13 protein-coding genes and 2 pseudogenes are annotated in these 13,440 nt (G+C 42.6%); 4 read left to right on the top strand and 11 right to left on the bottom strand.

Going from position 1 to position 13,440, the window contains the following annotated elements; all coding sequences use genetic code 11:
• From G400_RS0110070 to G400_RS0110045, 6 genes and pseudogenes are all read right to left on the bottom strand, one after another.
• Positions 1-198 (bottom strand): annotated as a pseudogene (locus G400_RS0110070) (IS5/IS1182 family transposase); the annotation flags it as partial.
• Positions 199-360: 162 nt separating this feature from the next.
• Complete coding sequence (locus G400_RS15050; RefSeq protein WP_017261076.1) at positions 361-714, bottom strand: helix-turn-helix domain-containing protein; 354 nt, start codon at positions 712-714, stop codon at positions 361-363.
• A gap of 163 nt (positions 715-877) precedes the next feature.
• Complete coding sequence (locus G400_RS15045; protein ID WP_017261075.1) at positions 878-2,044, bottom strand: LCP family protein; 1,167 nt, start codon at positions 2,042-2,044, stop codon at positions 878-880.
• Between the two features lie 236 nt (positions 2,045-2,280).
• Positions 2,281-2,991: a hypothetical protein gene (locus G400_RS15810; RefSeq protein WP_017261074.1), complete on the bottom strand. Its 711-nt coding sequence runs from the start codon at positions 2,989-2,991 to the stop codon at positions 2,281-2,283.
• 99 nt (positions 2,992-3,090) lie between these two features.
• Entirely contained in the window at positions 3,091-5,244 is a 2,154-nt protein-coding gene (locus G400_RS0110050; protein ID WP_017261073.1) for a hypothetical protein, read from the bottom strand.
• Positions 5,245-5,506: 262 nt separating this feature from the next.
• Positions 5,507-6,205, bottom strand: a complete 699-nt coding sequence (locus G400_RS0110045; protein WP_017261072.1) for an SDR family NAD(P)-dependent oxidoreductase — start codon at positions 6,203-6,205, stop codon at positions 5,507-5,509.
• Between the two features lie 203 nt (positions 6,206-6,408).
• Here G400_RS0110045 and G400_RS15035 point away from each other — a divergent pair, with 203 nt between their 5' ends.
• Positions 6,409-7,305, top strand: coding sequence for a helix-turn-helix transcriptional regulator (locus G400_RS15035; RefSeq protein ID WP_017261071.1), 897 nt, complete (start codon positions 6,409-6,411; stop codon positions 7,303-7,305).
• Positions 7,306-7,402: 97 nt separating this feature from the next.
• Here the strand turns inward: G400_RS15035 and G400_RS0110035 are convergent, their stop codons facing one another.
• The 3 genes from G400_RS0110035 to G400_RS0110025 form a co-directional block, all read right to left on the bottom strand.
• The gene (locus G400_RS0110035; protein ID WP_017261070.1) at positions 7,403-7,723 is read right to left on the bottom strand and encodes a DMT family transporter; all 321 of its coding nucleotides are present in this window, start codon (positions 7,721-7,723) and stop codon (positions 7,403-7,405) included.
• Positions 7,724-8,034: 311 nt separating this feature from the next.
• On the bottom strand, positions 8,035-8,250 hold the full coding sequence (locus tag G400_RS0110030; protein WP_017261069.1) for a hypothetical protein: 216 nt from the start codon (positions 8,248-8,250) through the stop codon (positions 8,035-8,037).
• A 73-nt stretch (positions 8,251-8,323) separates the two neighbouring features.
• Positions 8,324-9,781, bottom strand: a complete 1,458-nt coding sequence (locus G400_RS0110025) for an NCS2 family permease (protein ID WP_017261068.1) — start codon at positions 9,779-9,781, stop codon at positions 8,324-8,326.
• A gap of 457 nt (positions 9,782-10,238) precedes the next feature.
• On the opposite strand from G400_RS0110025, the gene G400_RS0110020 reads away from it, so the two are divergent.
• The gene (locus G400_RS0110020; RefSeq protein ID WP_017261067.1) at positions 10,239-10,865 is read left to right on the top strand and encodes a cation transporter; all 627 of its coding nucleotides are present in this window, start codon (positions 10,239-10,241) and stop codon (positions 10,863-10,865) included.
• A 108-nt stretch (positions 10,866-10,973) separates the two neighbouring features.
• On the opposite strand, the pseudogene G400_RS15030 reads toward G400_RS0110020, so the two are convergent.
• Positions 10,974-11,594: pseudogene (locus G400_RS15030) on the bottom strand (cadmium resistance transporter).
• A gap of 80 nt (positions 11,595-11,674) precedes the next feature.
• Here G400_RS15030 and G400_RS0110010 point away from each other — a divergent pair.
• Both G400_RS0110010 and G400_RS0110005 read left to right on the top strand, forming a co-directional pair.
• Positions 11,675-12,010 (top strand): ArsR/SmtB family transcription factor, encoded by a 336-nt coding sequence (locus G400_RS0110010; protein ID WP_017261064.1) that lies wholly within the window; start codon positions 11,675-11,677, stop codon positions 12,008-12,010.
• Between the two features lie 77 nt (positions 12,011-12,087).
• Positions 12,088-12,498: a peptide deformylase gene (locus G400_RS0110005; protein ID WP_017261063.1), complete on the top strand. Its 411-nt coding sequence runs from the start codon at positions 12,088-12,090 to the stop codon at positions 12,496-12,498.
• Positions 12,499-12,624: 126 nt separating this feature from the next.
• Here the strand turns inward: G400_RS0110005 and G400_RS0110000 are convergent, their stop codons facing one another.
• The gene (locus G400_RS0110000; protein ID WP_017261062.1) at positions 12,625-13,419 is read right to left on the bottom strand and encodes an AraC family transcriptional regulator; all 795 of its coding nucleotides are present in this window, start codon (positions 13,417-13,419) and stop codon (positions 12,625-12,627) included.
• Positions 13,420-13,440: the final 21 nt, after the last annotated feature.

Below are 13,440 nucleotides of genomic sequence, written 5' to 3'. Positions count from 1 at the left end.
ATACGCAAACAATAGAATCTTCATCATTAACCGTGGATCATAGGCTGGCCGCCCAGTGGCGGCAGTTGCGTTCATGACGTCTTTTAAAGGAATAGAGTCTACGAATCGGCTTAACACCGTGACCACATGATTTTCACTAGGCGTAAAATCTAAATTCACTGCCAAACTGGTTTGATTATTGTTATAATTCTTGTACATGGAGATAACCTCGCTTTCTAATTGTTTAGTCGCTGTTGGATGAGCAGAGAATTGTCTCTGTGCCTACATAATAGTACGAAAATAAGGTTCGAAATCAAAAAACGATTTCGAACCTTCTTTTTTATTCAAGAGTTTTGTCCCAAACTCGTTTTGCGTATGATCCTAATGTAGTGCCTCGACAATGCCACTAATAATAGCTGGAATAAACCAGTAGAGAAAGCCACCGATTGGAAAGACCATCCACCAATACCGAGCGGCAAAATCCCAAAAGCTCAGTCCACGATGATGATCCGTTACAACGATTTTTTCTTGAAAAGTTGTATCCCCCTTAATTAAGCTATCCAAGCTGACACTGAACAAATCGCTAATCTGAATTAACCGTTCGATATCCGGATACGCAGTCCCTAACTCCCATTTAGAGATGGCCTGACGACTGACATGCAATGTATCTGCCAACTGCGTTTGGGTCCAATCACGCCGTTCCCGTTCCTCTTTAATTCGTTGCCCCAGCATCATAATAATCGCTCCCCTTTCGTTAACTATATTGTGAATGGTTAACGAAAAAGATGCACGATATACCTCCGAGCATGGCTGGCAACTGATGGTTGCAACCCCATGATACCAACACTTTCGCGGACTCATGCCCGCGGACCAAACATAAATAGACCGTGTCTAGTAATTAATTATTAGCATCGTAATTTGGGTTTAAGTCGCCGGTATTGTCACGGTCATAGGCTTTATTATACTGACTTGAGGTATTCGTATCGTGACCCCAGGTCGATTTTGTGTCTGCTGTTTCGCCAAAATCAGCGTCAGGAACGTAAGCTTCCATGCCGGCTGGGACTTCTTCACCAAAACGCGGACCCGTTGTAGCAGCGCTCATTTCAAGTCCTTTACGTAACTTGTTTGTGACACGCTGCTTTTCCGTTTGAGGCAAGATTTCAAAACTCTGCCCGGCAATGTCATCACTCACACCCTGAACGTGATCTGAAACAACGTGTTTGGTGGCAGTTCTGTACGATTTAGCTAATTCCATTAAGTCACTCAGGGATAAATCTGTCCGTGATTGACTCGCCAAGGAATCAATAAATTTATCATTCAACAGATTATTTAACTTGCTTCCCTTTTTCAACAGTGCTTGAATGACAATCCGTTGTCGCAACGTCCGACCATAGTCACTTTCGGGATCCTGATAACGCATCCGGGTAAACTTCAAGGCTTGTGAGCCGTTGACATGAATCTGTTTACCCTTAGTAAAATGTTGCTTTTCATACGTAAACGTCAATGGTGGCACAATGTCGACACCACCGACCTCGTTGACCAGTTTCTCCATGCCGCCCATATTCAGCAAGCCATAATAATCGACTGGCACGTTAAACATATTTTGCACAGTCGCAATCGTGCTTTTCGTTTGACCAAAATAATACGCGGCATTGATCTTCGTTGGAAATTGATCCTCATGACCGCTAACCACCACCAGCGAATCACGTGGAATGCTCATCATGGTCGTCGTTTGCGTCTTGGGATTAATGGTCACCAACATCATTGAATCCGTGCGACCACCGGCCCACACTTTTGAATCACGGCCTAGGGCGCCAACGTCTGTGCCCAATAACAAGATCGAAATTGGCTTTTGTTCCTTGATTAACTGGCTCACATTTCGACTCTTCTTAATCCCCGATGCGCTGTACATTTTACTAGTTGACCGTTCCACGCTGCTAAACACGTGATAACTATAGCCGCCAACACTGAGCACAACCACGGCAACGACTGCCAGAATGATGTTTCGTGTGCGGTGCTTCGATTGGTGACGTTTCATGCGGTTGTCTTGTGATTCACTGTCCATAAGATGGTTCCCCCTGAATAATTGCTCCGTTAATAAACTGGTATGAGTGTACGAAATTTTTCCAGAGTTTAGGGACGATTAAGTTTTTATTGCGTTAATTTTAAGTTCAGTGATAGTTCTTAACTTTTTATTAAGGCCTCGCGAAACCAAACAAAAGCGCACCAACCGATTAAACAGTTGGTGCGCAAACGAGCTTAGAAATTTAATTAACGGTGCACGATTTCCTGCATGACATCTTATTCATCCGGTTCAACGTTGCCAGCATAGTTTGGCGTGGCGATTGAGATACCGCCATCGCGATTTTTAAACGCATAAAGGTCACCAGCCGTATCGATCTCGCTACTGTCACCTGATTTCAATCCTTCGATATGAATACGGGTATTCACCTTGACTGTCCGAACGGCATTATTGCTAGCGCCGAACACACGAATTGGCGTCGTCGGAATTTCTTCATACATCACGTTGTAAACGGCAGGTTGACTGCCGTCTGAACCACGCCACGTAAATGTCGCGGTCCCAGCGCCCGACTGATTATTAAACGACAAATCTAGTGAGGCAGGGACATTCACCCCACGATATTGAAACGAACTCACTGCGTTCATTGATTCTGTTGGAACAGAGTAGGGACCGACCGCAGTCGTGGTGTCATTATTTTTGCTAGATGAATGATCGTTATTCATCATACTGGAGTGATCACTCATCATCCCCGAATGCCGTGACATCATTGAGGCATGGTGTTCAGATGTCGAGTTAGAAGATGATGTATCCTCTGAATCACGACGTTCGGCAGAACTTGTTGATGAAGAAGCGTTACTAGCAGTATTTCTGTTCTCAGAACCACCATTCATTGCCTTGCCAACAAAGTAGCCACCAGCCGCGACCAAAATTACAACTAAAGCAATAAGCCACCATTTTGAATTCGATCTTTGATGTTGCTGACGCTGCATAATAACCCCTCCCCGAGTTGTATCCATTACAACCCTAGAATACGAGATGGCACAGCGTCTGTCTAGTGAAATTGATTTCCGAAATTGTAATCAATCAGGTTAATGGCGGCGACGGTAACCACCGGTCAGTGAACCAAACGACATCAGTGATAAAATGCTCAGACCAATTGCAGTCCAAATGGAAGAAGACTGCTGCGATGTTGCTGGTAACTCATGCCGCTGGTCAGTCTTCGACTGTTCCAAATGCTGGGATGGATTAGCATGAGACGGCGTAACTGAACTCTGGACTGCTGCGGCTTTCGCAACAGATGCCACTGCCGAGCCCGCCAAACTATCATTAGTAGCACTAGCAGTTTGCTCATTGTTAGCACTCGTGACTACATCAAAAGTCTCATTAGATTGTTGTGACGCCGCCGAATTTTCAGGTGTCGTTGTTTCGTTGGTATCAGGATTTTCTGGTGTTTGTGGAACATCAGGTTTATCAGGAATCTGCGGTTTTTCTGGTTGATCCGGTTCATTTGGATCGTCCGGCTGATCGGGATTACCAGGATTTTCCGGCTGATCAGGGTTATCGGGGTTGTCTGGATTATCTGGTTGACCGAGATTGTCAGGGTCAGTGGGCTTAACATTCACCAAATTAAAGTATAAAAATGCTGAGTATCCGGCGGCAGGAGTCACTTTAGGCGCGATATCTGAACCTGTTACGTAGACCATGTAACTGCCATCTGGTAAATCCGTGTTTGGCACTAATTTAAAGCCACTAGGATCATTTGGATCCGCAACAATATCGAAAGCATTTGAAACATCGGTAAGTTTACCGTTCTCTACTCGATAAACATAAGTACCCGCGACAGTCGTCGTCCAGTTTCGGACGGTATAGTGATAATCTGCTACCGGTGTTACACCATTTGAATAGTCGGTCGCACCAAACAAATAGCCAGTAATTGGGTCAAATCCGTTTGTCCCCTTACCAATTTGATAAGTTCCTGCCTGAACACCCTGACCCACACCATAGGTCCAACCAGCATTCTTTTGTAACCCAGTCGCGCTGCTTGTGAAGTGATTATATCGAAAGTCAAAACGAGTACTCAAATCAAGACCACTCAAATCGGGTAGTTCACCTGAAAGATCGTTATTTTGAACTCTGATATCAAATACATTCGAGCAATTAATTAATCCATCTAAGCCACCAGTCAATTGATTATTAAAAAATTGGACAACCAAAAGATTGGGTAAATAACTCAAATCAGGAATTGTACCGGTAAGGTTATCCTCTGCTAAAATGAGCGTTCGTAATTTCAAGAAATTATGCAAGTCTGGAATTGTACCTGACAGACTGTCGTTAACAAGTTGGATTGTCCAAAGATCGTTGTCAGCGCCAAGGTGTTTATTAATAAATTCATCGACAGTTCCCGTCAACGTTTGATCATTGAATATTGAAATCAAATTTAGTTTAGCTAAATTGCTTAAATCAACCATACCGTCTGAACCCAGTTCACTGTTATATAGCTGAAGCGTCTGCAATGTCTGCGCGTACTCCAAGCCTGCCAAGCTCTTAATGCCATTGTTAGCACTTTCTGGAGATGTCAGATTTTGAATACGACCGATGTATTGGTAAAGATTATCATCGTTAACCACGGCACCAAACTCGTGATTGGCTTGGGATTCTGCAAATGCGCGCAATGTTGCATCAGGCATCCAGATAGCAGCGTTTTCTGACGGTGCTTGAACGGCTTCAGAAGCCGCCGTCGAGACGGCAATATCGGCCCGTGCCGCACGCATCGTTGCTTGGGTGTTTGCGCTCGCCGATGTGGAATCGACATTAACCGCTGTCTGAACTGTCACTTTTTGTATCGTGCCCGCCTGATTCTGAGCATCCGCTGAACTATCCGTTGATTGCTGCTCAACATTTGCTGAACTCGATTGCGTTTCTTGGCTCACCGATTTGGCTTGAGATGGAATCGATTGATCACTATTTTTTGATTCACTGTTTGAATTGGTGGCAGCGCTTGCGGACTGATTTGATGCGACACTGCCCGCTGACAGCACTACAGATTGAGGTACAGAAGTCGCTGCACTACTTGGTGTTTCCGTGCCGGCTGCCTGACTAGTATTAGTATCGGCATGCCCTGTTGTGACCGTTGCTGCAATTGTTCCCGCACCGGCCATCGTCAGCAATACCCCATTGACTAACCATTGGCGGGCTCTTTTTTTGTCAGGCCCCCGAAATTTTGAATCTGCAATTATTTTCATAGTTCACCTCTAAAATTTGTCAAAGCTTTGATAATTAGCTAATTACAAACAAATTTTAGACGTGATACTTGTGTACACTTATCAGCTTTATTCTTTTTCGCTAATAAGATGACAGGGTGCTCATTAATGAATAATTGACCCATTACATCAAAAGCTTCGCGATGCCAAAGAGCCAAACTAAAAGCTTCTCGACACCGGTTTGGGTATCGAGAAGCCTTCTTTATATTCTTAAATTTGGTCACTGCTACACAACCTTTGCTGTTTACCCAATCGCAGGCTTAACTTCCAAAAATGCCCCTTGCTTAGGCTCTTCGCTCGTAATCAAACGGACAACGCCAGCGGCCGCTTCCTCAGCGGACTGCATAAAGTCGGCCTGCAGGTTGCCGTTCAAGTCCGTGGATACCGGTCCCGGATGAACGCTGAAGATTTCAACCGGTGTATCAGTCGTTTCAAACAAAGTGGCTAAGGAAGTTGTCATTACATTTTGGGCGCCCTTACTCGTTTGATAGGCAAACGGATTAAACAATTTGTTTGGTGTCGTAGGAATCGTGATGTTGGCAACTTGCCCCTGATTTTGTTTCAACAGTGGAAACAGTGCTTGGGTTAATTCGAACGTCCCGAAAAAATTGACCTCCATCGTCTCTCGCAAATCTGCCATCGTCGTCTCAATGCCCGCAACTCTCATATCGCCGGGAATACCGGCGTTGTTAACGAGTAACTGTAACTCGTGATAATTATCAGTAATTGTTTTAGCGGCTGCCTGAATTGTTTGCGAATTACTGAGATCTAACTCAACAGATTGTGGTTCTTCTAAACCTGCCGCACGTAATTGATTGACCGCTTCTTCCCCACGCTTTGCATCGCGGGACCCAATAATAACCTGCCACCCTTGTTGGCCTAATTGCTTTGCAATTTCAAAACCCAGTCCCTTGTTACCACCTGTGACAAATGCCTGTTTCATTTGTTATACCTCCATGTAAGATACCGATTATTTATTTGCTTGGGTAAAATTAATGTCGGCACTAGCTCAGTTCATGAAACTCAAACTCACATCAACTCATGCCGTTCACCTCATTTACAAAAGCAATTATAACGAGTTTGTATAATAGTTTAAGCTGTTAGTTTATACTAGTATATAAACTAACAGCTAAGGAGACTTGAGAGATGACAACAGCCCGACAACAAGAACTAGCGGATTTCTTAGTGACGCGTCGTTCACGTTTGCAACCCGACCAGGTTGGCCTGCCCACTATTGGTCGACGTCGAACACCCGGATTACGGCGGGAAGAAGTTGCCACACTAGCCGGCATCAGTCTAACGTGGTATACATGGCTGGAACAGGGACGGGATATCCATATTTCCGATCAGGTCGTTGCCAGTTTAGCTAACGCCCTCAAACTCACCGAAAGCGAAACTAATCATTTTTATACGCTAGCCGGTGTCGCTCAACCCGATACGCCAGTACCCTTTACTGAAACAATCAACACGATGCTACAGCGCACAATTGACAGTTGGCCGCTATCTGGCGTCATCGTTATTGATCGACGGTGGAATTTTGTTGCCGTTAATCAGTTAGCAGATGTGTTTGCTACTCAAGTAGTTGGCCACCCACTAGTGCATGAAAACCTATTGCGTGAAATGTTTACCGATGATGCATTTGCTCAGGTAATTACTAACTGGCCAATTGTTGCCCATAATATGGTCGGCCGCTTCCGTCAAATGTATGCTAGTCAAACGGATGATCAGGATTTAACCGCTTTTGTAACCGCTCTTCGTCATGACAGCGCAATATTTAGTCAACTGTGGACGCAACATGATATCGTGCCTGAAGCTGAACGCGGTAAAACAATGATCTTCCCAGATACTGGAGAGGTTCATTTTGATGAAACCAACTTCATCGTCGGTGACAACACTGACTTACACATGTATGTGTTCACACCTTCTCCCGAAGATAATACGTTAGATAAAATCATGGGGATTTTGAATCACACTAACCCTCAACAATTGCAACGCTTCAAGGCATCGTTTAGCCCCCTACTAGAAAAACTTTCAAATGAATAATTTTTCGATGAAAATGCATACAAAAAGTGATGGCACTGAAGTGACCATCACTTTTTTGTGGTTTTTCATTCAAAAACGATACCTATCATAAGATGGATTAATCACCCACTGTCACTTTAATACCAATAATACCGATCAGCAGTAGCGCAACGAAAAACCATGTTGCTAACGGAATCTTGTCGCCGAAGAAAAGAACGCCCACGACAATGGAACCGACAGCACCGACGCCCGTCCAAATCGGATAGGCCAAACTAAGTGGCAAACTCTTCGTGGCCCGTGCCAGCAACAAGAAGCTGATGATCATCCCCACTACCGTTGCCACCGTGTAGTTCATTTTGGTCAAGCCGTTGCTCAATTTCATCGCCGTCGCCCACACAACTTCAAACACTCCTGCAATCATTAACTCAATCCATGCCATATTCAAATCCTCCTACTTTCCTCATGAAAACAAAAAGAGTGCGATTGCTGATTTCTCTATAGCCTGTCGAAATCAGTAATTGCACTCTGTGCCCACCCGGCGGTGGTTTGAATTCATTAAATTAGTAAGCATAATATAGCACGTTTGCGGCGACTGGGCAAACTGATTAAGGACAATCTGAACAGTCGCGCTATTTATAGCAAGCGACACTTTTTATTACAAGTTAACTTCTATTAATTAACAAATGTTCGCAGCTTGATTATTATCTTTAGAATTCGTAACAACTAAACTAAATAGTAAACGGAATTGAATTATTTATCCTTTAGTTTGTCCATCAACGGCTTGAACTGGTCCATAAACAGATGAATATCCTGAGTTTTCTCTTCATTGAACCCCGGAATCCTTTTTAGAAAAACATTTCCGTTACTATCTACGCTAGGTTCAAACTCAACATTTTCTGGCACATTTAACTCTTCTGGAAGAGTCACAGTAATTGAATTGCCAAGTTTTCTACTTTTAACGATCATTCCATACCTTCTTATCAATTCATACATACTGGCTCGGGTATTTTATCGATCCATCTGCAACTGATTTTAACCGTTAAATAAATGCCAATACTGCAAAGTTAATAACAAACAGTACAGACACGATCCAGATCAATGGATGCACCGTCTTTGCCTTACCCATCACAGTCTTAATCAAACAGTAGAAGATAAATCCTGCCGCTATTCCATATGTAATGTTATAGGCAAAGGCCATCATCAATGATGTCATAAATGCGGGAATTGCTTCTTCCAGATCGCCCCACGGAATCTTATTGAATGAACTCATCATCATGATGCCGACTAAGATTAGTGATGGCGCAATTGCGGCTGTAGGAATAATTGACAACAATGGTGACAGAACTGAGCTGGCCAAGAAAAGAATAGCAATGACGACACTTGTTAAACCAGTACGACCACCAGCACCAATTCCGGCTGAACTTTCAACGTACGTCGTAATGTTAGATGTACCGAACAGTGAGCCAACCCCCGTTGCAATCGAATCGGCGAACAATGCCTTATCCAGTTTAGACTTAAAACCTGGTTCGGCTTCCAAACGTAATTCTTCCTCACCTGAGAAAATACCGGTCTGACGGCCAGTTCCAATAAAGGTACCCAGTGAATCAAAAATATCAGACAAGCTAAACGACAGAATGGTCATTAGCACTAAAATAATGCGGTGACTGTCAGAAAATAACGAACCCATTCCTTGTGATGAAAATGCTGCTAAGAAAGTTGTTCCCAACTGTTTGACCGACGCGCCAAACGTAAAAGCACTAGATAAGTGTAAGTTGGTGACGCCCATTGGAATGCCGATAATCGTTGTTGCAAAGATACCAATTAATAGCGCACCCGGAACTTTACGAACCTTCAATAAAACTGTAATGATTAAGCCAATCAAAGCTAACACGATGCTGGCATTATTGAAGTTTTGCAATGCTGGCACGATGCCACCGCCAGTTACGACCGTCTCAATGCCATGGTGGAATGTTTCTTGTGTTCCAGAAAATGCTTTATTGTTAATCGATAAAATATTGCCAGCGTCTGAAGTGAACTTTAAAAAGCCGGCGTTTTTCAAACCCGCATAAGCAATGAAGGCGCCAATCCCACCACTAATTGCCAATTGCAGGTTCATCGGAATTGCTGAAATCAGCATCTTCCGAATTTTGGTGACGGTAATCAGAATATTAATAATGCCACAGAAGAAAACTAACGCTAACGCTGCTTGCCACTTGAAGCCTAAACTCATAACAACGGTATACGTGAAGAAAGCATTGAGTCCCATCCCTGGCGCTAGCGCATAAGGAACGTTTGCAACAAGTCCCATAACCAATGTTCCGGCTACCGAAGCAATAATTGTTGCCAGGAACACAGCTTGAACAGGCATTCCAGTTTGTCCAAGAATCTGAGGGTTAACAAACAGGATATATGACATGGCGAAAAACGTTGTCAAACCTGCACCAATTTCTGTACTGACTGTGGTTCCTGCCTTTTTTAATCCGAATAACCGTTCCACTATGTCACCCCATCATAATTATTTTTATAAACACGAATAATACAATTATTTATTGCGATATTAGTTCGTGTTCAATACAGACATCGTACTCATTTAAAAACCAAAATGCAATCACTTTTTGTCGTTTTGACAGCCAATTACAATGTTTCACGCAAAAAAATGGTTTCTGTTTTATTTTCTACTTAGATTATCAATAAAGTTCGTGTTTTACGTCAGTTCACGTCAAAAGAATTTCGTCATATTTATTTTCTTCCATACCAATAAAATTAATTCAAGCGTTATCTCATTCTTTTCGGCAAATTCGTAGTTTGCCCATTTTCAGCACTTAATATTGTTGTTTACGAATCTGAACTGTAATGTTAATATTAACATATGAATAAAATAACATGTTTAAAGCAACCCCATTTGAACCTCAGATTAGGTTGTCCGTTGAATGGCTCGATTGAGGAGAAAGAATATGCAAAATAACGCTGATTCAAACATGCTTGTTCGTCGAAGCATTCGCACGGAGTACTTTTCAACCGGCTGGATGGCATTTGAATTCCTAGTCGGTCTTTACTCCGGTATTACGGCACATTCAATATTATTAATTGCTTTTGGATTGGACAGTTTTTTAGAAATTATTTCAGGTAGCACACTGATTTGGCGTTTACGTAAAGAAGCAAATGGCGCAAGTCAGAGCGAAATTAATCGTGCTGAACGTCGCTCTTCACTAATCGTCGGCTCGGTTCTCCTGTTACTATCCGTCTATGTCATTGGCGTTTCGCTGTTCAATTTAGTCACACATCAAGCCGCAGACCAAAGTTTTTCCGGCATTGCAATCGCCATTGCGTCCGTTATCTTGATGCCATTTCTAACTTTGCGCAAACGCGCGTTAGGCAAGGCACTTCATTCAGCTGCTTTAGCGGAAGATGGGATGTGCAATATCACCTGTGCTTATATGGCTGCTACTGTATTAGTCGGTGGCGTTCTAACCGCGCTATTCGGTTGGTGGTGGGCCGACTCTGTGGCCGCACTTGTGCTGGTTTACTTTATTGTCAGTGAGGGCTGGGAATCTTTCCAAGCAGGTCGTGGTAAAGACTAAGCGTGCTGAATGTACTTACTTCACAATAATCAAACAATCAAAAGAACCCGGCAGTTGCGACGATCATTTTCGTCAACAATTGCCGGGCTCAATTTTCGTTTGCTACAACTAACTGATTAATGCAACTGCAGCTGACACAAAGTGACTCAGCGTGCCGCTGTCCCACATAATATATAAACCTAAACTAATATAGACGATACTGATAATGTAACGACTCAAACGGTTCAAGAAGCCTGCTACGCCAGGAATTCTAACCAACTAATACCCTGCCAACCAGAATACAGTCAACATCACAAGAAATGTTAACAGAATAATGACGATTTCATTTGGTTGAGTGTGCGTGAAAATCGGGAAATAAATGCCGATGTTATCAGGACCACACGTTGCAATTGTGACAATGTCAACATTAATAATCACGCTTGCCTTCTTTTTCATTCGATTTTCGATGGCATGATCATCATCATTGTCGCCAAAAAACAGTTGCTTGAACCCTATTAGCACAAGAATAAGACCTAAGAGTCCAAGCACCCATTCATTGAGTACGAAACCCAATATCAGTGCTAAAATCAAACTCACGCTGACTAACATCGTCGTACCGAGCAGATTCCCAAAGTACACCAGCCACTTATCAGATCGACGTGTCAAACCAAAGATGATCATTAAAATCACGAGGTAATCAATCCTCGTCGAAATGTAGACGGTCGCTCCGGTTAAGATTGCTTGAAACATGCACTGCCTCCTAACTGATATTTACGCGATTCCCGCGTCATGCTAAACTCAACATATGATATGAAACGAGAGGATTCGTTATGACAAATTCCAAAGAACCAATTCTGATTGACTCATTTCATTTGAATGAATCGACCCGTATTTTTAAACTACTCAGTAATCCATCACGACTACAAATTTTGTACGTATTGGAACAACGTGAACTAAATGTTAACGACCTGAGTGAATTACTTGGACTTGAACAATCTGTTGTTTCTCACCAGCTCGCCCTTCTGCGCAAACATCAATTGGTCACCGCAAAACGTGTTGGTAAAGCCAATTACTATCAACTAGATGACCCCCATATTTTAGATATCGTGACTGAAACACTGGCCCATGCAGACCATGTCGTTCGCGGGAAAAAACATAACGAATAGTATCAAAGTATATGTTAATTATTTCATATGTGTGTTTTAGCATGTGTTACAACTTTGTCAATCAAATGAGGTTATTTATGATTCAACCAATTAATACCGATATTGCAACATTAAAACGTCCTGCAATGCCTGCCACAAAGACTGATCAGCAAATTGTCACAGATCTGCTAGATACATTAAAAGCTCACCAGGATAACTGCGTTGGCATGGCCGCAAACATGATTGGGCGGCCAAAACGCATCATTGTCTATCAACTTGGCCCTATGCAGATTCCGATGATTAATCCTGTCATCACGACCCAAAGTGCCCCCTACCAAACAACAGAAGGTTGCCTCTCACTTCCTGGCCAACGTCCCACAAAACGCTATCACAACATCACTGTTCGCTATCAAACATCCGACTGGCAGACAAAGACTGCTAGTTTCACCGACTTTACCGCACAGATTATTCAGCACGAAATCGACCACTGTGACGGGATTTTGATTTAAAACCTCAGTTTATTTTGAAACCCATATTAAATACAAGTACCCCCTGTTCCCGAAAAAAAGAGAACAGGGGGTACTTGTATTTATGTCATTACTTTAAAAACATTCGCTTTCGATTCACAGGATCTTTCACCTAAGTTTGTGCGGCAACACACCATACGTTTGTTTGTATAATTTCCGTGCCAATCCAGGATTTCTAAGACCATTTTGTTCGTATAATTTCTCAATTGATTCCGCACTCGTTGTCAAATCCCGATGAAATGCACTCAAGCGAATACTATACAAATAGCGTCCAAGTGTAATTCCAGTTTGCCTTTTAAATAATCGTGATAAATAGCTTGCGTTGTAACCAAACTGACTTGCCAAACTTGAGAGCGTAATTGATTTCGAATAACTGGCATCAATAAACGCAATTATTTCTTTAATAACACCCTTATTATCTATTTCATTAGTTTGTCCATTTGAAAAATCTAGAATCAGTATTTTAATCATTAAAAGGATTATTACACCGCAATCAAACAAGTATCCAGGTTGTTTTAACTGAACGGTTCTATTCAGTCGGATAAATAATTCTAATATCCGTTGATACGCTTTTGATTTCGGATCGCCATTTTGAAAGTGTACCTTTTCGGGGTTACCAACGTAAGTACTAATAAAGTCTAATGGTATTTGCAAAACAAAAGCATGGTTAGGTGTATTGGTAACATCGTGGACGACCCCTGAGGATACAATCATAAATTGATTTGGGCCAATTTCGAAGGCCTTGCCACCCACGGTAAAAGTCAATTTGCCTTCTAGCACGCAAACTAACTCAATACTATTGTGCCAGTGAAAGGGCACGTAATCGCTGACATTTACCTTCGATTCATAAAAGCGAACGCCAATATCTAGATTAGGAATTACAGTCTCATAATGATTAGTCATTTATTTACGCCTCTAAACACA

This window comes from Furfurilactobacillus rossiae DSM 15814 (assembly GCF_000428925.1).
Lineage (GTDB): Bacteria > Bacillota > Bacilli > Lactobacillales > Lactobacillaceae > Furfurilactobacillus > Furfurilactobacillus rossiae.
The sequence above is the reverse complement of the archived record's forward strand: the minus strand, read 5'-3'. Positions and strand labels throughout refer to the sequence as shown.

What these genes read in the sequence shown, in the direction of transcription:
- G400_RS15810 (WP_017261074.1), bottom strand. Translation starts at nt 2,991, where the DNA reads ATGCAGCGTCAGCAACATCAAAGATCGAATTCAAAATGGTGGCTTATT.
- G400_RS0110005 (WP_017261063.1), top strand. Translation starts at nt 12,088, where the DNA reads ATGATTCAACCAATTAATACCGATATTGCAACATTAAAACGTCCTGCA.
- G400_RS0110020 (WP_017261067.1), top strand. Translation starts at nt 10,239, where the DNA reads ATGCAAAATAACGCTGATTCAAACATGCTTGTTCGTCGAAGCATTCGC.
- G400_RS15050 (WP_017261076.1), bottom strand. Translation starts at nt 714, where the DNA reads ATGATGCTGGGGCAACGAATTAAAGAGGAACGGGAACGGCGTGATTGG.
- G400_RS0110030 (WP_017261069.1), bottom strand. Translation starts at nt 8,250, where the DNA reads ATGATCGTTAAAAGTAGAAAACTTGGCAATTCAATTACTGTGACTCTT.
- G400_RS0110045 (WP_017261072.1), bottom strand. Translation starts at nt 6,205, where the DNA reads ATGAAACAGGCATTTGTCACAGGTGGTAACAAGGGACTGGGTTTTGAA.
- G400_RS0110035 (WP_017261070.1), bottom strand. Translation starts at nt 7,723, where the DNA reads ATGGCATGGATTGAGTTAATGATTGCAGGAGTGTTTGAAGTTGTGTGG.
- G400_RS15045 (WP_017261075.1), bottom strand. Translation starts at nt 2,044, where the DNA reads ATGGACAGTGAATCACAAGACAACCGCATGAAACGTCACCAATCGAAG.
- G400_RS15035 (WP_017261071.1), top strand. Translation starts at nt 6,409, where the DNA reads ATGACAACAGCCCGACAACAAGAACTAGCGGATTTCTTAGTGACGCGT.
- G400_RS0110050 (WP_017261073.1), bottom strand. Translation starts at nt 5,244, where the DNA reads ATGAAAATAATTGCAGATTCAAAATTTCGGGGGCCTGACAAAAAAAGA.
- G400_RS0110010 (WP_017261064.1), top strand. Translation starts at nt 11,675, where the DNA reads ATGACAAATTCCAAAGAACCAATTCTGATTGACTCATTTCATTTGAAT.
- G400_RS0110000 (WP_017261062.1), bottom strand. Translation starts at nt 13,419, where the DNA reads ATGACTAATCATTATGAGACTGTAATTCCTAATCTAGATATTGGCGTT.